Origin of the sequence: Bacillus thuringiensis (genome assembly GCF_022095615.2) — a bacterium.
Classification (GTDB): Bacteria; Bacillota; Bacilli; order Bacillales; family Bacillaceae_G; genus Bacillus_A; species Bacillus_A cereus_AG.
Genome location: NZ_CP155559.1, coordinates 4,617,501 through 4,638,352, shown reverse-complemented (window position 1 = coordinate 4,638,352; position 20,852 = coordinate 4,617,501). Strand labels below are relative to the sequence as shown.

The window sequence follows — 20,852 nt, the reverse complement described above, 5'->3', positions numbered from 1 at the left end:
GTTAGATTGTAAAAAATATTGAGATACAGGTTGTTTTTTTCATATAATAAAGGTATGACAAGTGAGAGGAGATAGAAATATGAATTGGAAACAAGAATTTAGTCGCTGGCTTTCATATGCAGAATTAGATACAGAATTAAAAGAGCAGCTAGAAAACATGAAGCAAGATGAGAAGAAAATCGAGGACAGTTTTTATAAAAATCTAGAGTTCGGCACAGGTGGTATGCGTGGTGAACTGGGTGCTGGTACGAACCGTTTAAACGTATATACAGTTCGTAAAGCGACACAAGGATTAGCGAAGTTTATTGAAAAGTCAGGTGAAGAAGCGAAAAAACGCGGTGTTGTTGTAGCGTATGATTCTCGTCATAAATCACCTGAATTTGCAATGGAAGTAGCTGCTACACTGGGTGCGCACGGTATTACTACATATGTGTTTGAAAGCTTACGTCCAACGCCAGTGCTTTCTTTCGCAGTTCGTCATTTACATACAGTAAGTGGAATCGTTCTTACGGCAAGCCATAATCCTCCTGAATATAACGGTTACAAAGTATACGGTGAAGATGGTGGGCAGTTGCCTCCAAAAGAAGCTGATGAGTTAATTAGCTATGTAAATGCAGTAGAGGATGAGTTAACAGTTGAGGTTGCTAATGTGGAGCAATTAAAAGCTGACGGTTTATTACATATTATTGGACAAGAAGTAGATGATGCATATGCAGCAGAATTGAACAATGTCATCATTAATAAAGAAATGGTACAAAATGTTGGTAAAGACTTAAAAATCGTCTTTACACCATTACATGGAACATCAAATATTTCTGTACGCCGTGGTTTAGAAGAAGTTGGATTTACAGATGTAACAGTTGTAAAAGAGCAAGAGTTACCAGATCCGAACTTCTCTACAGTGAAATCACCGAACCCAGAAGAGCATGCAGCGTTTGAGTATGCAATTCGTGACGGTGAGAAGGTAGGCGCAGATGTGTTAATCGCAACGGATCCTGACGCAGACCGCCTAGGCGTTGCAGTTCGTAATCACGATGGTGAGTTCCAAGTATTAACTGGTAACCAAACAGGTGCATTAATGCTTGATTACTTATTATCTCAAAAGAAAGAAAACGGAACGCTTCCAGAAAACGGTGTTGTATTAAAAACAATCGTAACGTCTGAAATTGGCCGTACAATCGCGAAAGCATACGGTTTAGATACAGTTGATACGCTAACTGGATTTAAATTTATCGGTGAGAAAATTAAACAGTATGAAGAAAGCGGACAATACGCATTCCAATTCGGTTATGAGGAAAGCTATGGTTATTTAATCCGTCCATTCTGTCGTGATAAAGATGCAGTACAATCTGTTCTATTTGCATGTGAAGTAGCTGCATACTACAAATCACAAGGTAAAACGTTATACGATGGTCTATTAGAAGTATTTGCGAAGTACGGTTTCTTCCGTGAAGACCTTGTATCGTTAACGCTAAAAGGAAAAGATGGAGCGGAACAAATCCAAGAGATGATGGCAACATTCCGTGAGAATCCTCCGAAAGAAGTAGCGGGCTTAACAGTTGTAGCAGTTGAAGACTATAAAGCGAGCATCGTTACATCTTTACAAGATGGACATAAAGAAGAGATTCACTTACCGAAATCAAATGTGTTAAAATATCAATTAGAAGATGGTTCTTGGTTCTGCCTACGCCCATCTGGAACTGAACCGAAGATTAAGTTCTACTTTGGTGTTCAAGATAATTCTTTACAAAATAGTGAACAAAAGTTACTTACTATTAAAGAAGATATTATGAATCGTTTATAATATAAAGTAATTTTAAGTAGTAGGGAATAAAAGGGAGTGGAGCCTCCCTTTTGTTCTATGTAAGGAAATAATCGTTATTGATTCTGACAGAAGAGAGGGTATTTTGTGATGAAAAGAGTAAGAAAAGCGATAATCCCAGCAGCTGGATTAGGAACACGTTTTTTACCAGCTACAAAAGCAATGCCAAAAGAAATGTTACCGATAGTAGATAAACCAACTATCCAATACATTGTAGAAGAAGCGATAAAATCAGGAATCGAAGATATTATTATCGTTACTGGTAAAACGAAGCGCTCTATTGAAGATCATTTTGATAATGCATTTGAGTTAGAGCAAAACTTATTAGAAAAGAAAAAGTATGAGTTACTTGAAAAAGTACAGGCTTCTTCAAAAATGGTAGATATTCACTATATCCGTCAAAAAGAACCAAAAGGATTAGGGCATGCAGTTTGGTGTGCACGTAAATTCATCGGTGACGAGCCGTTTGCTGTTTTATTAGGTGATGATATCGTTCAAGCTGAAAAACCATGTTTACGTCAATTAATTGAAGAATATGATAAAACGCTTTCTTCTGTTATTGGTGTACAAACGGTTCCAGAAGATGAAACACACCGTTATGGAATTATCGACCCATTAGAGCAAGAAGGACGCCGTTACCAAGTTCGCAATTTCGTTGAGAAACCAGCAGCAGGTACAGCACCTTCAAACTTAGCAATTATGGGACGTTACGTTTTAACACCTGAAATCTTCATGTTCTTAGAACAGCAACATGTTGGTGCTGGTGGTGAAATTCAGTTAACAGATGCAATCCAAAACTTAAACGAAATTCAACGTGTATTCGCTTACGATTTCGAAGGAAAGCGCTACGACGTAGGTGAAAAGTTAGGATTCGTTCAAACGACAATCGAAATGGCCCTGCAACACCCAGAATTACGTGATGACATGGTTCCAATGATGCAGAAAATTTTAGAAGAATACACGAAGCAAAATTCTTAATATAAAAAAAGAGTTATTTCAGTATGCTGAAATAACTCTTTTTTATTATGAAATCGTCGAATGAGAATGCTGATAAGCGGAACGACGTACAGCATAGTATATACGAGGTGCGATAATAGCACCGATAATGGTAAATACAATATCTTTTACTGCGAACCACATCATAATCATCCAAGCTGTTTTATAGCTCATATTACCGCCCATGAAGAGATTGACTGCCCCGTACATATAAGTAGTACCGATAATATAAGTTAAAATGATTCCTGTGAAAGAGGCAATTGCAAATGTACGAAATGTTGGTTTTTCCTTTTGTTCTACTAGTTTTCCTGATACGTAAGCAACGATAATAAATGCGATAATAAAACCACCAGTAGGATCTAGAAGTGCCCCAAATCCTGCTTTGAAGTTAGCGAAGATTGGTGCACCTGCTACTCCAACAAGCATGTAAACAGTCATTGATAATGCACCAAGTCTACTTCCAAGAAGAAGCCCTGCTAAAATTGCGAAAAATGGTTGCATAGATAATGGGATGCCTGCTACTTGTAGGAATGGTGCCCAAGATACAATATTTGCACCAATGGCCATAAGAGCGACGAACATGGCAGCTAATGCTAAATCTAAAACATGAAATCTCCTCATAATGTTAACCTCCTGTTGTTTTTAGGTTAACATTATCGTAGCGAAAATATTTACTTGTTGTCAATTAAAATATTTTGATAAGAAGGCTTCAAATAATCTCTTAGCAACGTATATGGAATACGAAATTGCGGAATACCGCTTGAATAAGGAGCAATCTCATATAAAGGGAAATAAATGACGAGATTGTCCGGTTCTAAAAAGAAGTGGAACTTTTTTGTGCTCATGACCTTTTCAGTTGCATCGGGAAAATAAATGCTTTCATTTTGTTTAATTTGTCTTACAATCTCAGCACGGATTACTTCTTTATATTTATCTTCTTGTTGAAATACATCATCTAAGTGTAGTAACTTTTTTTCATTTAAATCAAATGTGTTTGCCTTCCACGTATACAGACCGTGTGCTCCGCCTGTATATTGATAGTAATTCACATATAGACTAAGAAAAGGTGGTTTGTTTAAGGAGACTTTATAATCAACATTCGCCACGTACGGATGAAATGGTGTGCTAGACCCTTCTGTTTCTTTATAATATTTTTTTGCTTCTTTCTCTAATTTGGTTTTAAATTTGTCAGTAGATTTTTTGTAATAGAAATTGAGCTTATTTTGAAATTTAGAATCGGAAAAATTGTGAAAAGAAGGTCTGTTAATTTGATATTCTATATAAGGTTTCTTACCTTTTTGCGTTACAGTCTGAACATCAATTGTCAGGTTGGATGCTTTGGCGGCTAGTGTACAATTTGGTACAATAGTCAGCAAGGAGAACATAAGCAGTAATATACAAAATTTCTGTTTCATTTAGGTGAAACCTCCTTATATAAGTGTTATAAGTAGTTTGAAAACAAATAGGTAAAATTATACATTAAATTAAAGTAAGAGAAGGGGGAAATGATATGGCAAAAACTTTAATGGATTCACTTGGAATTGAGTTGTTAGAGATGACAGAAGATAAGGTGGTTGCTACGATGCCTGTAGATGAGCGTACGCATCAGCCATTTGGATTTTTACACGGTGGTGCTTCTGTTGCGTTAGCAGAAACAGTAGCAAGTGTCGGTTCATACAATTTAATTGATCAAGAGAAATGTATCTGTTTCGGTCTAGAAATTAATGCAAATCACATTCGCTCAAAGAAAGATGGAATTGTAACAGCGATTGGAACACCGATACATAGAGGACATTCAACGATGGTTTGGGATGTGCGTATTATTGATGAGAATGACGATTTACTATGTATATCAAGATGTACAGTAGCAATTAAAGAAAAACGTGAAAAGTAAAAAGAGGCGGCTCAATAGAGCGCCTCTTTTTCTTATAATTAGAACTGGATTTTCTTCTCTAAGAAACCTTTTAGTTCGCTAATTGGCATACGAACTTGTTCCATTGTGTCACGGTCACGTACTGTAACAGCTTTATCTTCAACTGAGTCGAAGTCGTAAGTGATACAGAATGGTGTACCGATTTCGTCTTGACGACGGTAACGTTTACCGATAGAGCCAGTTTCGTCAAAGTCTACCATGAAGTCTTTAGCTAGTTCTGCGAATACTTCAGTAGCACCTTCAGATAGCTTCTTAGATAATGGTAAGATTGCTGCTTTGTATGGTGCTAAAGCAGGGTGGAAACGAAGAACTGTACGAGAATCATTTTCTAATTGCTCTTCTTCATATGCATCACATAAGAATGCTAATGTTACGCGGTCAGCACCTAAAGATGGCTCGATGCAGTACGGTACGTAACGCTCATTCGTTTGTGGATCGATATAGTTAAAGTCTTCGTTAGAGTGTTCCATGTGACGTTTTAAATCGAAGTCTGTACGAGATGCTACGCCCCAAAGTTCGCCCCAACCGAATGGGAATCTGAATTCAATATCAGTTGTTGCGTTACTGTAGTGAGATAATTCCTCTTCACCGTGGTCACGAAGACGCATGCTTTCTTCAGTCATACCAAGTGAAAGTAACCAGTTCTTACAAGTTTCACGCCAGAATGCGAACCACTCTAAATCTTCACCAGGCTTACAGAAGAATTCAAGTTCCATTTGTTCGAATTCGCGTGTACGGAATGTGAAGTTACCAGGCGTAATTTCGTTACGGAAGCTCTTACCGATTTGGCCAATACCAAATGGAAGTTTTTTACGCATAGAGCGTTGTACGTTTTTGAAGTTTACGAAAATACCTTGTGCTGTTTCAGGACGAAGGAAGATTTCGTTCGTGCTAGACTCGGTAACACCTTGGAATGTTTTGAACATTAAGTTGAACTGACGGATTTCAGTGAAATCTTCACTACCACAATCAGGACATTTTACTTCATGTTCTTTCATTAAGTCAGCCATTTGGTCGAAAGTAAGACCATCAACAACCATTTCGATGCCTTTTGTATCTAATGCATCTTCAATTAATTTGTCAGCACGGTGACGCGCTTTACATTTTTTACAGTCGATCATTGGATCGTTGAAGTTACCAACGTGACCAGAAGCGATCCAAGTTTTTGGGTTCATTAAAATAGCTGCGTCTAAACCAACGTTATGTGGAGATTCTTGAATGAATTTTTTCCACCAAGCTTTTTTAACGTTATTTTTTAATTCGATTCCAAGTGGACCGTAATCCCAAGTGTTTGCAAGACCACCGTAAATTTCAGAACCAGGGAAAACAAAACCGCGATGTTTCGCTAAGTTTACTACTTGTTCCATTGAATACATAAGAAAATCCTCCTTTTGAAAGTTAACGTATTGGCGATGACGTGCTCTGGCACTTATGAAACGAGCAGTATATGCTTTGAAAAACATAAAAAAAACGCTCATCCCAAGGCTTAATTGCCTAGGGACGAGCGTTTGCCCGCGGTTCCACCCTAGTTGATACACAACAGGTGCATCCACTTTATCACGTATTGCTCGGGACTGCCGTTTCCTTGCGGCTTCAGGCTTTCACTATCCCTGAATCGCTTTTTGTGCAAGTACTTATAAGTCCGTCATCGCTACTTATATTAATAATAATGAACATATTCTAACACGTTCTTTTTTAAATCTCAATAGAGGAACGCGTCTATCTATGATAGAGTCTCGCCTATTTTTTCGTTATTTATTCCGTAATTTTGTTTAATGTGCTTAATTGCTTCACGTTTGCTGAGCGGGGCAAGCTCGTTATTTTGCACGTATTCCCAAACGACAGCGGGATTCGTTTTTGCGTATTCGCGAAGGACCCAGCCAATCGCTTTTTGAATGAAAAATTCTTTTGACGAATGTAGTTGTCCAATAATCCAGAAAAGAAGCTCTTCATCCATCTTTTGTTTATATTTTAGCTGGAACAAAATAGCGGCGCGTTGTAACCATATGTTGTCTGATGCAATCCATTTTGGAATATAGGCAGAAATTAATTCCGGGTGGTTTAAAAAAATACCACCTAAAAATGTGGGGACGATGCTATCAACAGAATCCCACCAAGACTTCGTGACAATCAGTTCTTCTAAGAAGGGGATATGCGTTTCGTTTATATGCTTTTTATATTTTTGCATAATATCGAGTGCGGCTGCCTGAAATTCACGTTCCGGTAAATCCCAAAGCTCACGTACGATAACTTGGAAGTCTTTTTGATCTGGGAGAGTATGTATTTGAATAACGTCTTTTAATAACTGTCTTCTCTCGGGAGTTTGAATACCGAGAAACGGGAAGTGATTTTTCATATAACGTGCCATCGGTTCTGCTTTTTCAAGGCTTTTATGAGCTATGAAATGTTCTTGTAATGCTTTTACAAATGGATGCATAGGTCCGTTCTCCTCTCTAATTATCTTACTCCTATTATTATACAGAGAGTTTGGTTGAATTTTAAAACATAACTTGCAATGTAACGAAATATGTTGAGAGTAGAGAGGAGAGGATAAGATGGAAGATCAGGGCTTACTAGCAGGTTTCTTTGCTCTTAGTTTTGCGTTTATTCTTGTTATCATAATTTGGGCAATTATTGCGTATTTTTTAACGGCTTTTGCACTGTATACGATGGCGAAAAATGATGGTGCAACGGATGGTGCTCTTGCTTTTATTCCTTTTGTAAATAGTAAGGTATGGGGTGACTTAGCGAAAGATAAATTACCGGATTTCTTGAAAGAAGAAGCAGGATGGAAAGTATTCGGTATATATGTCGCATGTTTTATTTTTAACTTCGTACCCATTCTATATTTAATAGCAACAGCTGTATCACTTGTATTATCTATTTATCTCATCTACGCTATCTTAGACAGATATGGAACGAACTCTATATTATTTACGATTATTCATGTAATCACATTTTCGGTGTTCTTGCCGATTCACTTGTTCATTATTCGGAACGAGCCGATGAGGTATAATGAGTAGGTTTGTTATTTTTTGTTGATGAGTTGATATATTTTAAATATGTGTAATGAAAAAAGCGCCCTGTTTATTTGGGCGCTTTTTCTACTACATAAGGTAGCGTAAATAAATATAAATATGAGAAATAATTAATGAAACGATCATAATTGGGAAACCGACTTTTAGGAAGTCCATGTAGCTAAACTTATGTCCTTCGCGGCTTGCGATACCTGCAACAATTACGTTAGCAGAAGCTCCGATTAATGTTCCGTTTCCGCCTAGACAAGCACCTAATGCTAATGCCCACCATAATACGTCGATTTGTGCGTCAGAAGGTGATAAACCTAGCCCAACTGCCATATCGTTAATAAGTGGGATCATTGTTGCAACGAATGGAATGTTATCGATTGTTGCAGAGGCGATACCAGATACCCATAGAATAAGGATAGATGCTTGAGAAATATCTCCGCCCGTTATTCCAATTACTTTTTGAGCTAACGTTTTGATAAGCCCGATATCGATAAGTCCTCCAACGAGTACGAATAGTCCTGCGAAGAAGAAGATTGTTACCCATTCTACACTTGCGAATACCTCTTCAATTTCATGTTCTTTCACACCAATTAGCATAAGAACAGTAGCGCCAGTTAAGGCAATGATAGCTGCATCAACATGGAAGATCGAATGAGTCATGAAACCTACAATTGTAAGTCCAAGTACTGTTAAAGATTTTTTCATTAATACTGGATCTTTAATGTATTGTTTTTCATCAAGGCTCATTAATTTTTTAACTTGTACAGGATCAGCAATTAATTGTTTACGGTACATGAAGTAAAGTATTACTGCTGTAACTGCAATAATAATAATTACGATTGGCGCTAAGTTTAGCAAGAAAGCATTGAAATCTAAATGCTTATTTGCAGAACCGATCATAATGTTAGGTGGATCACCAATTAATGTTGCTGTTCCTCCGATGTTTGAAAAAATAATTTCAGAAAGTAAATAAGGAACAGGATTTACTTGCAGTATGCGCGTAATAGATAAAGTAACTGGAACAACAAGAAGTACAGTTGTAACGTTATCTAAAAATGCGGAACCAAGCGCAGTAAGTAAGGAAAGTGAAATTAAAATTTTAATTGGATTTCCTTGAGCTCCTTTTGCTGCTTTAATGGCAACGTATTGGAAGACACCCGATTTACTCGTAATGTTCACCAAAATCATCATACCGATGAGTAGCGTAATCGTCCCCCATTCAATATGTTTCGTAAAGGCGTTGTGTAAATCAACGACCCCCATAATTACCATAAGTGCTGCACCAAGAAGTGCGATGACAGCGCGATTAATTTTTTCTGAAATAATAATGGCATATGTAATTAAAAAGACTGCGATAGCAAAATAATACTGCCAGTTTGCGAGCTCTTGCGTTGTTTCGTGCAAAACTCTCATCTCCTTTCATTCACTTTTCTTAGTGTGTCAAAAATTAACTAGATGAAACACACATAACGTCATTATAAAGTAGAAAAATGGAGGATGTAAATGAGAGAGGGTATTTTGTCATATTTTCTGCATTGGTCATTTTTTCTTATTTTTAAAAATATTTGTGGGCATTTGACATATATATAAGATACATCCAATCTGAATATTTAAAATGGAATTAGCATTCGAGCTTGTTCGTGTAGGAGTGTCAAATAGAAAGGAATGACAAAGATGATAAGGAAGGGATCGTATGGATGAACAACAATTTTTATTTTTGGATTTTGAGTTTACGATGCCCCAGCACAGAAAAAAACCAAAAGGATTTTTCCCGGAAATTATTGAGGTAGGACTCGTTTCGGTTGTTGGCTGTAAGGTAGAAGACACGTATTCTGCTCATGTTAGGCCGAAAACTTTTCCTTCTTTAACGGATCGATGTAAGAAATTTTTAGGAATTAAACAAGAAGTCGTAGATAAAGGAATTTCGTTTCCAGAACTCGTTGAAAAACTTGCAGAATATGAAAAGAGATGTAAACCAACCATTGTTACGTGGGGAAATATGGATATGAAAGTGTTGAAGCACAATTGTGAAATGGCGGGAGTAGACTTTCCATTCTTAGGACAGTGTCGTGACCTATCACTTGAGTATAAGAAGTTTTTTGGGGAGAGAAATCAAACAGGATTGTGGAAAGCAATTGAGGCGTATGGAAAAGCAGGGACGGGTAAGCATCATTGTGCGCTAGATGATGCGATGACGACGTATAACATTTTTAAATTAGTAGAAAAAGATAAAGAGTATTTAGTGAAACCAGCACCTCCAACATTAGGAGAACTCGTTGATTTTTCAAAAGTGTTAAAGAAAGTGAGTACACAGTAACGACCAAATTGCACAGTATGTAATTTGGTCGTTTTGTTTTTTTAAAGTTTGTAGTCTTTTTTTAACTGCTCTAATGTTTCTAGACTACGAACCGCAAAAGGTGAATCATCTTCAGAAAATGAATTCATTTGAGTTTCTAATGCTAATTTGAGTGACTCTGTATACTCTGGAATTTCTCCTTCATATTTCTTCACCATTTGCTCCGGAATGTTCGTTTGTTCACGGAAAGCTAAGGCGCGTCTTTCATGGAAAAATGGTACGTCAGCTTGTTTTACGTTATGTAAGTCACCTTGCACCGGATGTTTTAAAACAGCTAACACTTTTACGACGTAACTGCCAGGGCGGCTATTTGTAACTTCGCCGATGTATTTTCCAGTTTTATAAATACCAGTAACGATTTCGCCAATTTCAAATGTTTCTCTCATATTTTTCACCTCAAGTTTATAGTAAGGAAAGTAGGAGAAGGAGTCAAAGAAATCATTCGCTTTCGGAACGCCCCCTTGAGAATATGAATCGGTTCAACTATAATCTAAAGATATATAACAGAAAATTCTGATGTTTTCTAATCCAATCATAAGGAGTGTTCAATATGATGCCTTTATATTTTCCGGAAGATAAAACAGAATATATTATTCCAGGGATTGTTTGCGTTCTATTTATCATTGGTGCTGTTGCCACATGGCGTATGTTCATTCGTGTATCAAAACGAGAAGCAGATCGATTACAGAAAGTTGAAGAAAAACTTTTAGCGGAAAAGAAACAGTAACTCATTTTTGTATGTTTCCCTCTATGCTCGGACAATCTAAGGGCAGAATATATTTTGGAGGGAATAAAATGAAAAAACGGCTTTTTTTCAGTTGTTGTTTATTATTTCTGATGGCAGGTTGTGACCAAGGAAAGCCGAAAGAAATTGACGTGAAATTACATAATGCTTCAGGTGATGAAGTGGGGACTGCAAAAGTAGTACAGCAAACAAGCGGAGTGAAAATTACGGTTAAAGGGGAAGGTTTCGCACCTGGCCCGCACGGCATACATGTACACGAAATTGGTGAGTGTAAAGCACCACGATTTGAATCATCTGGGAATCATTTTAATCCTGATAATAAAAAGCATGGACTTCTTAATCCGAAAGGTGCAGAAAATGGAGATTTACCGAACGTAATTGCAGACGGTTCTGGAAAGATTAAAGCAGAAATCGATGCGCCGCACATAACGCTTGAAGAAGGAAAAACGACGATTCATAGAAAAGATGGAGCATCTATTATTATTACAGAAAACGCTGATGATGGTATGACACAACCAGCAGGTAAATCCGGTGATCGAATTGCTTGTGGTGTCATTGTAAAAAAAGCATCGGATATAAAGAAAAAGTAAAAGCTACCGTGCATGGTAGCTTTTTTTGTGAAACGGAAGTGAAAATATATCGATTTACCTACAAAAACTGACAAAGGAGTTTATTATGAAAAAGTATGGCGCAGTCTATTTAAAATTTCCTCTAAAACAGATCTTGGACAGCCGATGTTAATTCGAATATGTTCTTCTCCGCCTAATCCGTATTTCTCACCAGGTTCAACGATGATTTTCCCTTTTTCCTCAAGCAGTGTGGTGCGTTCGTTTTGAGAAAGCTGTAGGCGAGAGCAATCAATCCACAATAAAAAACTACCTTCTGGTTTCGTTACAGAAAGAGCAGGTATGTGATCTTTAATATATTTACAAGCGAACCTAGCGTTATCTTCTATATATAATCGAATTTCATTTAGCCAATCGTTGCATTCTGTATAGGCACTTTGCATCGCTGTATAGGCAAATGTATTTAATCCGTGGAAACCTTGTCTATATTGGATAGCTGTAAAGGCTTGACGGAGTTTTTCGTTTGGAATGATAATAATCGATGCCTGTAATCCGGCGATATTAAATGTTTTACTCGGAGCCATACAAGTAATGGTGCGTGTTGCTAATTCTTCAGATAAAGAAGCAAATGGCGTATGAGTACGATCTCCATAAATAATATCGGCATGAATTTCATCCGCGATAACGATTACATTATACTTTGTACATAACGTGCCAAGCTGTGCGAGTTCCTCTTTTGACCAAACACGCCCGATTGGATTGTGAGGACTACAAAGAAGCATGAGCTTGACGCCTTGTTGAAATTGCTTTTCTAAATGCTCGAAGTTTATCGCATATGTATCATTTTGTTTCTGTAATGGACTCACGCATAATTGTCTATTGTTTGTTGTAACCATTTCGAAAAATGGTGGATAAATAGGTGGTTGTACGAGAACAGATTCATTTTCCTTTGTGAAGGCCTGTATGCTTGTACTAAGAGCTGGAACGATTCCCGCGCTAAAGACAATCCATTCTTTTTGAATATCCCAGTTGTACTGTTTTTTTGTCCAGTTACAAATAATATCTCCAATATTTTCGGGAGGAAGTGTATAGCCGAAAATAGGATGCTCGATACGTTTCTTTAAAGCAGTTTGAATTGGTTGTGGTACTTCAAAATCCATATCAGCAATCCAAGCATGGAGAAGTTCTTCGTTTTTATACGTATCCCATTTTGTACTATGAGTTCCACGTCGATTGACTGCTTTATGAAATAGTTGCATAAGTTTGCCCCCTTCTTCTGTAAAAACGATAAGTTATGAAAGTTCTCTCTCTTCTTATAGAATAGCTGATGTGATAGGATAAAGAAAAGTATTAAAAAGTGAAAAGGCGGGAAGCGAATGGGTACATATGAAAAGATGATAGAGGTTGTGAAGAATTGGGATCCGTTTCAAATGGGACCGGAGTTTTATGAAACAGAAGCGAGCGATGTTGTGAACGTCGTAAGTGTGTTTGACGATCCAAAATACATCGCAAAGAAGATTCAACATATATACTTTATGTCTTTTGAGGAAGTACCTGCGCTTGGAAAATGTGAGAAGTTAGCTGTGGAATTACTTGTAATAAAAGAAGGCGGAAGTTGTTCATTATAGGCTGTCGGAATTTCCGACAGCCCTTTGTAATTACTGCGCAGAAAAAGCGATAATTTCTTCATAAACGTGTTCAGGTTTTTCTTCAGGTAGTAAATGCCCTGTGTTTTCGTAAGAAATAAATTTTGAATTCGGTAAATCTTTGTGTAGCCGATGACCTACATGTACAGGGACGACACGATCTTTTTCACCCCAAATGAGTAGTGTAGGTGTTTTGATTTTTTGTAATTCAGTTGAAGATAAGTCACCTTCACGGTCTCTTATCATACGAGTTAAAGCAGGGAATATACGGTTGTCATAAAAAGGAGCAGAGTAACCTTCCTTCATTTCATCATCAATTAATGAGTGATCATGAACGACATTCATTAAGTTATGAACAATCCCGCGCCGTATAATCCAGTTCTTTACGTATAAATGAAAGAACGGTAAATAAGAAGAGTACAGTAAAGGTAAGGTTGCGCGTGCTAAATAGCTAGAGCTGCATAATAAAATTGTCTTGGAGATTAATTCAGGGCGTATACGGTTTACATAGAGAGAAATTTGTCCACCCATAGAATGCCCAACTAACACAATGTTTGAGAGAGATAAATGTTCAATTAAATCGATAATAACCGTTGCTAAATTGTGATAAGAATACTTAAAGAGATGAGACTTATCACTTTTTCCGAACGGCGGTAAATCAAGAGCAATTACTGTTCCTGCTTTCGATAGTAAAGGAATGAGACGGCGGTAACTGAATGAGGAAGATAAAAAGCCGTGAATGAGCACAAAAGTAGGACGTTCTGTTTTGTTGTCATGTTCATACAATTCGTAATGAATAGTAGTGCCGCGAGTGGAAAAAGTGAAATAAGGACAAGTATATTCGTGATTCATTTTTTGTCACTCCATTGATTTTTGTTCATATCATTTCCAAGGAAGAAGAAAATATGTTAACAAAAAAAGGCAAGATGACGATGTCATCTTGCCTTTCGTTTATTCATTATTATCTGCGAACAATATTAGGCGGTGTTTCTCCTTGTAACCCTGCAACTAAATTTTCAGCGGCGGTCATAGCCATTTGCTGCCTAGTTTTTAATGTTGCGGATCCGATGTGTGGTAAAGTCACAACATTTTGTAGTGATAAGAGTGGATTATCTTTTTGAATCGGTTCTTGTGTAAATGTATCGATGCCTGCTGCAAAGATCATCTTTTCTGTTAATGCATGGATTAACGCTTCTTCATCTACTGTTTTTCCGCGAGAAGCATTAATGAAGATTGCAGTTTCTTTCATTAATGAAAATTCCTTTTCTCCGATAAGGTGGTACGTTTCATCTGTTAATGGAGTGAGAAGGACAATAAAGTCAGACTGTTTTAGTAGTGTCTGTAAATCACAATATGTAGCATCGAATTTTTGCTCTGCTTCTTCTTTACGGCGACGGTTATAATAAAGAACATTCATATCAAATCCGAATTTCGCTCGTTTTGCGACAGCTTCTCCAATTCGGCCCATACCGATAATACCGATTGTACTATGGTGTACATCCAGCCCGAAGTGTTCTTTTCCAATTTCGGCTTTCCATTCACCATTTTTCACGTAGGAGTCGAGTTCACAAACACGGCGACCGGCAGATAACATAAGAGCGAAAACAAGGTCGGCTACTGTATCATCTAGTACGTATGGTGTATTCGTTCCGATGACATTTCGCTTTTCCATCGCTTGTAAATCAAAATTATCGTAACCGACAGAAATATTGCTTACTACTTTTAAGTTAGGGGCCGCCTCTAATAATTCTTCATTAATAGCAGATCCGAAATTTAATAAGCCATCTTTATCTTGTATTTTCTCCAATAGGATATCACGAGGTACCTTCTCATTTTGCTCCCATTTTTCATAATCACAGTGTTCTGATAAATAGTTTTCTACAAATGTTGGAACTGGTTCAGCAATATAAACTTTTGGTTTCATGGTTCCATCCCCTTTCACTTTATCCCACATTTTTCCGCTGATTAAAGTTTCACTTCATTTTGACATAATTCACTAAAAAAATCTTCTTTTCAAACTGGAAAGGGTATTTGTATAATTTAGACACAAACGAAAAGGAAGGATGATTTATATGGTGACAGAAAAGGAATTAGAATTATTAGCTTGTCTTGAGAAAAGTAGTCGATTAACTGTAGATACATTAGCGAAGCTGTTAAATATAGAAGTAGAAGAAGTAAAGAAGATGGTTGAAAAATTAGAAGCGGAAAAGATTATTGTGGATTATGTAACACATATCGATTGGACAAAGGTGAAAGAACATACAGGTTTAACGGCGATGATCGATGTGAAAGTTACGCCAAAGCGCGGCGTTGGGTTCGATGCGGTTGCTGAACAAATTTATCGTTATTCAGAAGTGAAATCTGTGTATTTAATGTCAGGGACATACGATCTTTCTATTACATTAGAAGGAAAGACAATGGGAGAAGTAGCGATGTTTGTTTCTGAGAAATTAGCAACAATTGAATCTGTCGTTTCTACAACAACGCATTTCATTTTGAAGAAGTATAAACATGAGGGAATTATTTACGAAAAAAACGATGATGATAAGCGCATTGTGGTGACACCATGAAGCAATTTGAACTATCTAGAACGGCAGAATCTTTACAGCCATCTGGTATTCGAAAGTTTTTCGATTTAGCAGCAAATATGAAAGGTGTTATTTCTCTTGGAGTAGGAGAGCCTGACTTTGTTACACCTTGGAATGTGAGGCAAGCATGTATCCGTTCTTTAGAACAAGGATATACGTCATATACAGCAAATGCAGGATTATTGGAACTCCGTCAAGAAATAGCAAAGTATCTAAAAAAACAATTTGCAGTATCTTATGATCCAAACGATGAAATCATTGTTACAGTTGGAGCGAGTCAGGCGTTAGATGTAGCGATGCGTGCCATTATAAATCCTGATGATGAAGTACTCATTATTGAACCCAGTTTCGTTTCTTATGCACCGCTTGTGACATTAGCTGGAGGAGTTCCGGTTCCTGTGGCAACGACTTTAGAAAACGAGTTTAAAGTACAACCAGAACAAATTGAAGCAGCTATTACAGCGAAAACAAAGGCAATTTTGCTTTGTTCACCAAATAATCCAACAGGTGCAATGTTAAACAAAGCCGAGCTTGAAGAAATAGCAGTGATTGTTGAGAAGTACAATTTAATCGTATTATCTGATGAAATTTATGCAGAGCTTGTATACGACGAAGTATATACAAGTTTCGCGAGTATTAAAAATATGCGCGAGCATACGATTTTAATTTCAGGATTTTCAAAAGGTTTTGCGATGACAGGATGGCGCCTTGGTATGATTGCAGCTCCTGTTCAATTTTCAGAATTAATGCTCAAAATCCACCAATATTCCATGATGTGTGCACCGACGATGTCTCAATTCGCAGCACTTGAAGCGTTACGCGCGGGGAATGATGAAGTAATTCGGATGAGAGATAGTTATAAGAAACGCCGTAATTTTATGACGACATCTTTTAATGAAATGGGTTTAACGTGTCATGTGCCGGGCGGAGCATTTTATGTCTTCCCTGCTATTTCTTCAACTGGACTATCTTCGGCAGAATTCGCAGAACAGTTATTATTAGAAGAAAAGGTGGCTGTTGTACCTGGAAGTGTATTTGGCGAAAGTGGTGAAGGATTTATTCGTTGCTCGTATGCAACATCGCTTGAACAACTAATGGAAGCAATGAAGAGAATGGAACGGTTTATAGAAAATAAAAAAAGGACAAAACGTAATACGTTTTGTCCATAAAAGGGGGGGAATACTAGAAAGCCATGTGTTAGTATTCTATCCCAATATTGGAGAATTATACGTACTACAGGAAATTTTTCGTTAATTTTGAATGAGTTCTGTCATAGTGGTATAATTTACTAATATAAGGTATGCGTATCCTGAGTCGCTTTACTTAGGGTACGTACTAACTAATCGGATATTTAACAATAAATCATCTGCTTTGCTATCTACAAGTGTAGAGAAAATGGTAAACGTATGGGAGTGTTTCATATGTCAGAACAATATACAACAGGAGTGGTTGTAACAGGGAAAGTGACTGGGATTCAAGATTACGGTGCATTTGTAGCGTTAGATGCAGAAACACAAGGGCTTGTGCATATATCTGAAATTACAAATGGATTTGTAAAGGATATTCATGACTTTTTAAAAGTCGGCGATACAGTAGAAGTAAAGGTACTTTCAATTGATGAAGAACACAGAAAAATGAGTTTATCGTTAAAAGCGGCGAAAAGAAAACAAGGACGGATTCTTATACCGAATCCATCTGAGAACGGATTTAATACGCTGCGAGAAAAGCTAACAGAATGGATTGAAGAGTCCGAGTTAACAAAGTAAAAGAGGAGCGCATATGAGCGCTCCTCTTTTACTTTGTCTTATGATATATATTTGCAAATATGATTGCATGCAATCATATTCGTATGTCGGAGGTGAAATAAAGACATACTGACTAGTGGATTTCGTTCGTTTCTGGGTGAGTACCAAGATTTTCTGATGGTTTAAAGAGTAAACCAAGATTGATAAGCCCAGAAATACCGACGATTCCGTAAATAATACGTGCGAGAGCTGAGTTTTGTCCACCGAAAATGGCTGCCACTAAGTCAAACTGGAAGAACCCGATCAGTCCCCAGTTCACAGCGCCAATTACAGTAAAGACTAATGCGATACGTTGCAGAGTACTCATGAAAAAGCCCCCCTTAATTGTGAAGCATGAGCAAGCGATGAGTTAATTAACTCCTTTATAGAATGGGGTAGTTATGTTGTTTTTATACATAAAAAATATAATAAAAAGGATGTATATACATCTATACCGAAAAATGCGAATTTTTATGCAAAAAATGAACTTTTTCTAAAAAATATATATTGGTTACGTTTACACTAGTTGAATCGCTTGATTTACAACTTCAGTTTCGCTAAAGTGAATACAGAAATACATATCCATAATTGGAGGGAAAAAGATGAGTACACATGTAACGTTCGACTATTCTAAAGCGTTATCCTTCATCGGTGAACATGAAATATCTTATTTACGTGATGCAGTGAAAGTAACACATCATGCAATCCACGAAAAAACTGGAGCTGGGAACGATTTCCTTGGGTGGGTAGAGCTTCCGCTTCAATATGACAAAGAAGAATTTGCTCGCATTCAAAAATGCGCAGAAAAAATTAAAAATGACTCTGACATTTTACTTGTTGTAGGTATCGGTGGTTCTTACTTAGGAGCACGTGCAGCAATCGAAATGTTAAACCATTCTTTCTACAACACACTTTCTAAAGAACAACGTAAAACTCCACAAGTGCTATTTGTTGGACAAAACATTAGCTCCACTTACATGAAAGATTTAATGGATGTATTAGAAGGTAAAGACTTCTCTATTAACGTTATTTCCAAATCAGGTACAACAACAGAGCCGGCACTGGCATTCCGTATTTTCCGTAAGTTATTAGAAGAAAAGTATGGAAAAGAAGAAGCTCGCAAACGTATTTATGCAACGACAGATAAAGCGCGTGGTGCATTAAAAACATTAGCTGATAACGAAGGTTACGAAACATTCGTTATTCCGGATGATGTTGGAGGACGTTTCTCTGTATTAACGCCAGTTGGTTTATTGCCAATCGCAGTAAGTGGCTTAAATATTGAAGAGATGATGAAAGGTGCAGCTGCTGGTCATGGTGACTTCGGTGCATCAGAACTAGAAGAAAACCCAGCTTACCAATATGCAGTAGTTCGTAATGCTTTATACAATAAAGGAAAAACAATTGAAATGCTTGTTAACTATGAGCCAGCACTTCAATATTTCTCTGAGTGGTGGAAACAGTTATTTGGTGAAAGTGAAGGAAAAGATCAAAAAGGTATTTTCCCATCTTCAGCAAACTTCTCAACTGACTTACACTCATTAGGTCAATACGTTCAAGAAGGTCGTCGTGACTTATTCGAAACAGTTCTGAAAGTAGGTAAATCTACACATGAACTAACAATCGAATCAGAAGAAAACGATTTAGATGGATTAAACTATCTTGCTGGTGAAACTGTAGACTTCGTAAACACAAAAGCATACGAAGGTACATTACTTGCACATAGCGATGGTGGCGTACCAAACTTAATCGTAAATATTCCTGAATTAAATGAGTATACATTCGGTTACCTTGTATACTTCTTCGAAAAAGCATGTGCGATGAGCGGCTATTTATTAGGCGTAAATCCATTTGATCAACCAGGAGTAGAAGCATACAAGAAAAACATGTTTGCTTTACTTGGTAAACCAGGATTTGAAGAGTTAAAAGCAGAATTAGAAGAGCGTTTAAAATAATAAAAAGCGACCGGATTCCGGTCGCTTTTTATTATTTCATCGAAAAGTTCATCGGTATATTCAAACTAGAGTGGGTATGCTAAAGAAAAAGTCTAGGAGGGATGGGCTTGATTCCAATTCAATCAAACTTAGAAGGACGTACATATGCGTTATATAAGTTAGAAGAGATAATGAAGCCACTTGGATATAGCATTGGTGGCAATTGGGATTATGATAAAGGGTGCTTTGATTATAAAATCGATGAAGAAGATGGCTATCAATTTTTACGAGTGCCATTTACAGCGGTGAATGGCGAACTAGATGTGCCGGGCGTAATCGTCCGTCTTGAAACGCCGTATATTCTTTCACACGTATATCAAGATGAACTAGATGATCATGTAAATACTTTAACAGCTGGAACAAGTGGAATGGATCAATTTGCTGAGCCGAAAGATCCAGATGGAGATGTGAAAAGAAAATATATCAATATTGGGAAAGTGCTTATGCAGGAACTAGAAAAACATTTTCTTAATGGCGAATAACAATGAGTATGTCGCTTTCAATGAGGACAAAGGAATGGACTGGATTAATCATATATTGTTCGTCGCGCTTTATACCTAATAAGAGAATGTTTTGCTTTAAAAGAGTATAGCTACAATTTGCAAAAGTTTGTCCGGTGCAGGTCAGAGAAAGCTCCATTAGTTGTAATTTGTTATCAGAAATTTCATCGTAAAGTGAAAATAGTACACCTGAAATGGAAGGGAATAAAAGAGAAGCGGTAAATACATAGCTCGTTAATTTATTTCCTTCTATAATTTCTGATACACCAGCTCTCGTTGCGTTTTGTATTTGTTCAGAAGTAAGAAGTTCAGCGATGCAGTGAATGTTTGGATTGAGTCCTTTTGCAGTTAAAATATTTAAAATGGACTGTGTATCTGCTAAGCTTTCATTTTTTTCTTTATCAGCTGTTATTAATATAGTGTGAGCCGTTGTAATATTAGCTTTTAATAAGGTTTGATCGTGATGGGGGCAACCCTTTATAAATTCTAAATGATGAAATGGTTTTGGGAGTAAAGAAAGTGTTTCATCAATTAAAACGATATCAAGGTTCGGTTGTAAGATGTGCATTTGTTTTACAACATGTTTTGCCCGTTCGTTCCAGCCTACAATAATCATATGCCCGTTAGAAGTCGCAGCTTCTTCTCCTTTAATCTTCATATACTGTTTACTAATCATTTCAGTAGCGAACAGAACCATATAATAAGAACAAAATCCGGTTCCTAATAAAATAATACCCATACCGATAAGTTTGCCTATTAGTGTATGCGGGGCAAAGTCACCATAGCCAACAGTGAAAATAGTAACGATTGACCACCAAACTCCATCAAACCATGTGGTGAAGTGCGATGGCTCTAATCTATGTATAAGGAAGCCGGAAAAAGTAGTCAGTACA

At 37.1% G+C, this 20,852-nt stretch carries 24 protein-coding genes (1 of these 24 only partly in view); 13 read left to right on the top strand and 11 right to left on the bottom strand.

Features of this window, described 5'->3' with window-relative positions:
- The first annotated feature begins 79 nt into the window (after positions 1–79).
- Both KZZ19_RS24130 and galU read left to right on the top strand, forming a co-directional pair.
- Positions 80–1,804 carry a phospho-sugar mutase gene (locus KZZ19_RS24130; protein ID WP_088098225.1) on the top strand — a complete coding sequence of 575 codons (1,725 nt, stop codon included), beginning with the start codon at positions 80–82 and terminating at the stop codon, positions 1,802–1,804.
- A 108-nt stretch (positions 1,805–1,912) separates the two neighbouring features.
- Positions 1,913–2,800 carry a UTP--glucose-1-phosphate uridylyltransferase GalU gene (gene galU / locus KZZ19_RS24125; RefSeq protein ID WP_088098224.1) on the top strand — a complete coding sequence of 296 codons (888 nt, stop codon included), beginning with the start codon at positions 1,913–1,915 and terminating at the stop codon, positions 2,798–2,800.
- Positions 2,801–2,845: 45 nt separating this feature from the next.
- On the opposite strand, the gene KZZ19_RS24120 is transcribed toward galU, so the two are convergent.
- Together KZZ19_RS24120 and KZZ19_RS24115 are read right to left on the bottom strand one after the other, a co-directional pair.
- Positions 2,846–3,439, bottom strand: a complete 594-nt coding sequence (locus KZZ19_RS24120; RefSeq protein WP_088098223.1) for a biotin transporter BioY — start codon at positions 3,437–3,439, stop codon at positions 2,846–2,848.
- A gap of 50 nt (positions 3,440–3,489) precedes the next feature.
- Positions 3,490–4,233, bottom strand: a complete 744-nt coding sequence (locus KZZ19_RS24115) for a DUF3298 and DUF4163 domain-containing protein (RefSeq protein ID WP_088098222.1) — start codon at positions 4,231–4,233, stop codon at positions 3,490–3,492.
- Positions 4,234–4,328: 95 nt separating this feature from the next.
- Here KZZ19_RS24115 and KZZ19_RS24110 point away from each other — a divergent pair, with 95 nt between their 5' ends.
- Complete coding sequence (locus KZZ19_RS24110) at positions 4,329–4,712, top strand: hotdog fold thioesterase (RefSeq protein ID WP_001140610.1); 384 nt, start codon at positions 4,329–4,331, stop codon at positions 4,710–4,712.
- 38 nt (positions 4,713–4,750) lie between these two features.
- Here the strand turns inward: KZZ19_RS24110 and KZZ19_RS24105 are convergent, their stop codons facing one another.
- Together KZZ19_RS24105 and KZZ19_RS24100 are read right to left on the bottom strand one after the other, a co-directional pair.
- Entirely contained in the window at positions 4,751–6,127 is a 1,377-nt protein-coding gene (locus KZZ19_RS24105; RefSeq protein ID WP_088098221.1) for a glycine--tRNA ligase, read from the bottom strand.
- A 347-nt stretch (positions 6,128–6,474) separates the two neighbouring features.
- Positions 6,475–7,188, bottom strand: coding sequence for a DNA alkylation repair protein (locus KZZ19_RS24100; protein WP_237982102.1), 714 nt, complete (start codon positions 7,186–7,188; stop codon positions 6,475–6,477).
- 118 nt (positions 7,189–7,306) lie between these two features.
- Here KZZ19_RS24100 and KZZ19_RS24095 point away from each other — a divergent pair, with 118 nt between their 5' ends.
- Positions 7,307–7,774, top strand: coding sequence for a hypothetical protein (locus KZZ19_RS24095; protein WP_088098219.1), 468 nt, complete (start codon positions 7,307–7,309; stop codon positions 7,772–7,774).
- A gap of 84 nt (positions 7,775–7,858) precedes the next feature.
- Here the strand turns inward: KZZ19_RS24095 and KZZ19_RS24090 are convergent, their stop codons facing one another.
- The gene (locus tag KZZ19_RS24090; protein WP_237982103.1) at positions 7,859–9,184 is read right to left on the bottom strand and encodes an ArsB/NhaD family transporter; all 1,326 of its coding nucleotides are present in this window, start codon (positions 9,182–9,184) and stop codon (positions 7,859–7,861) included.
- A 289-nt stretch (positions 9,185–9,473) separates the two neighbouring features.
- Between KZZ19_RS24090 and kapD the strand changes: the two genes are divergently transcribed.
- Complete coding sequence (gene kapD / locus KZZ19_RS24085; RefSeq protein ID WP_016085749.1) at positions 9,474–10,097, top strand: 3'-5' exonuclease KapD; 624 nt, start codon at positions 9,474–9,476, stop codon at positions 10,095–10,097.
- Positions 10,098–10,138: 41 nt separating this feature from the next.
- Here kapD and KZZ19_RS24080 read toward each other — a convergent pair whose 3' ends face one another.
- The gene (locus tag KZZ19_RS24080; protein WP_001209345.1) at positions 10,139–10,522 is read right to left on the bottom strand and encodes a kinase-associated lipoprotein B; all 384 of its coding nucleotides are present in this window, start codon (positions 10,520–10,522) and stop codon (positions 10,139–10,141) included.
- 164 nt (positions 10,523–10,686) lie between these two features.
- Here KZZ19_RS24080 and KZZ19_RS24075 point away from each other — a divergent pair, with 164 nt between their 5' ends.
- Both KZZ19_RS24075 and sodC read left to right on the top strand, forming a co-directional pair.
- Positions 10,687–10,863, top strand: a complete 177-nt coding sequence (locus KZZ19_RS24075) for a hypothetical protein (protein WP_000982762.1) — start codon at positions 10,687–10,689, stop codon at positions 10,861–10,863.
- A gap of 68 nt (positions 10,864–10,931) precedes the next feature.
- Complete coding sequence (gene sodC / locus KZZ19_RS24070; RefSeq protein ID WP_088098216.1) at positions 10,932–11,471, top strand: superoxide dismutase [Cu-Zn]; 540 nt, start codon at positions 10,932–10,934, stop codon at positions 11,469–11,471.
- Between the two features lie 83 nt (positions 11,472–11,554).
- On the opposite strand, the gene KZZ19_RS24065 is transcribed toward sodC, so the two are convergent.
- Positions 11,555–12,706, bottom strand: a complete 1,152-nt coding sequence (locus tag KZZ19_RS24065; RefSeq protein WP_237982104.1) for a MalY/PatB family protein — start codon at positions 12,704–12,706, stop codon at positions 11,555–11,557.
- A gap of 117 nt (positions 12,707–12,823) precedes the next feature.
- Here KZZ19_RS24065 and KZZ19_RS24060 point away from each other — a divergent pair, with 117 nt between their 5' ends.
- A complete protein-coding gene (locus KZZ19_RS24060) occupies positions 12,824–13,075 on the top strand; it encodes a YugE family protein (RefSeq protein WP_000537643.1) in 252 nt (83 codons plus the stop codon).
- Between the two features lie 30 nt (positions 13,076–13,105).
- Here the strand turns inward: KZZ19_RS24060 and KZZ19_RS24055 are convergent, their stop codons facing one another.
- Positions 13,106–13,945, bottom strand: coding sequence for an alpha/beta fold hydrolase (locus tag KZZ19_RS24055; protein WP_237982105.1), 840 nt, complete (start codon positions 13,943–13,945; stop codon positions 13,106–13,108).
- Positions 13,946–14,054: 109 nt separating this feature from the next.
- Positions 14,055–15,047: a 2-hydroxyacid dehydrogenase gene (locus KZZ19_RS24050; protein WP_237982106.1), complete on the bottom strand. Its 993-nt coding sequence runs from the start codon at positions 15,045–15,047 to the stop codon at positions 14,055–14,057.
- Between the two features lie 118 nt (positions 15,048–15,165).
- Here KZZ19_RS24050 and KZZ19_RS24045 point away from each other — a divergent pair, with 118 nt between their 5' ends.
- From KZZ19_RS24045 to yugI, 3 genes are all read left to right on the top strand, one after another.
- Entirely contained in the window at positions 15,166–15,663 is a 498-nt protein-coding gene (locus KZZ19_RS24045) for an Lrp/AsnC family transcriptional regulator (RefSeq protein WP_061680264.1), read from the top strand.
- The gene (locus tag KZZ19_RS24040; protein ID WP_237982107.1) at positions 15,660–16,850 is read left to right on the top strand and encodes an aminotransferase; all 1,191 of its coding nucleotides are present in this window, start codon (positions 15,660–15,662) and stop codon (positions 16,848–16,850) included. Before KZZ19_RS24045 ends, KZZ19_RS24040 begins: the two co-directional genes overlap by 4 nt.
- Positions 16,851–17,102: 252 nt before the next feature.
- Positions 17,103–17,447 carry a S1 domain-containing post-transcriptional regulator GSP13 gene (yugI, locus tag KZZ19_RS24035; RefSeq protein WP_348638013.1) on the top strand — a complete coding sequence of 115 codons (345 nt, stop codon included), beginning with the start codon at positions 17,103–17,105 and terminating at the stop codon, positions 17,445–17,447.
- Between the two features lie 112 nt (positions 17,448–17,559).
- On the opposite strand, the gene KZZ19_RS24030 is transcribed toward yugI, so the two are convergent.
- Positions 17,560–17,793: a DUF378 domain-containing protein gene (locus KZZ19_RS24030; RefSeq protein WP_000105787.1), complete on the bottom strand. Its 234-nt coding sequence runs from the start codon at positions 17,791–17,793 to the stop codon at positions 17,560–17,562.
- Positions 17,794–18,067: 274 nt separating this feature from the next.
- Between KZZ19_RS24030 and KZZ19_RS24025 the strand changes: the two genes are divergently transcribed.
- On the top strand, positions 18,068–19,420 hold the full coding sequence (locus KZZ19_RS24025; protein WP_088098211.1) for a glucose-6-phosphate isomerase: 1,353 nt from the start codon (positions 18,068–18,070) through the stop codon (positions 19,418–19,420).
- A gap of 107 nt (positions 19,421–19,527) precedes the next feature.
- Positions 19,528–19,941 carry a YugN-like family protein gene (locus KZZ19_RS24020; protein WP_140392583.1) on the top strand — a complete coding sequence of 138 codons (414 nt, stop codon included), beginning with the start codon at positions 19,528–19,530 and terminating at the stop codon, positions 19,939–19,941.
- On the opposite strand, the gene KZZ19_RS24015 is transcribed toward KZZ19_RS24020, so the two are convergent.
- Positions 19,928–20,852, bottom strand: the 3' portion of a protein-coding gene (locus tag KZZ19_RS24015; RefSeq protein WP_237982110.1) for a potassium channel family protein. The gene runs 71 nt beyond the window's last position; the window shows 925 of its 996 coding nt (coding positions 72–996); its start codon lies beyond the right edge, outside the window; its stop codon occupies positions 19,928–19,930. The genes KZZ19_RS24020 and KZZ19_RS24015 overlap by 14 nt on opposite strands.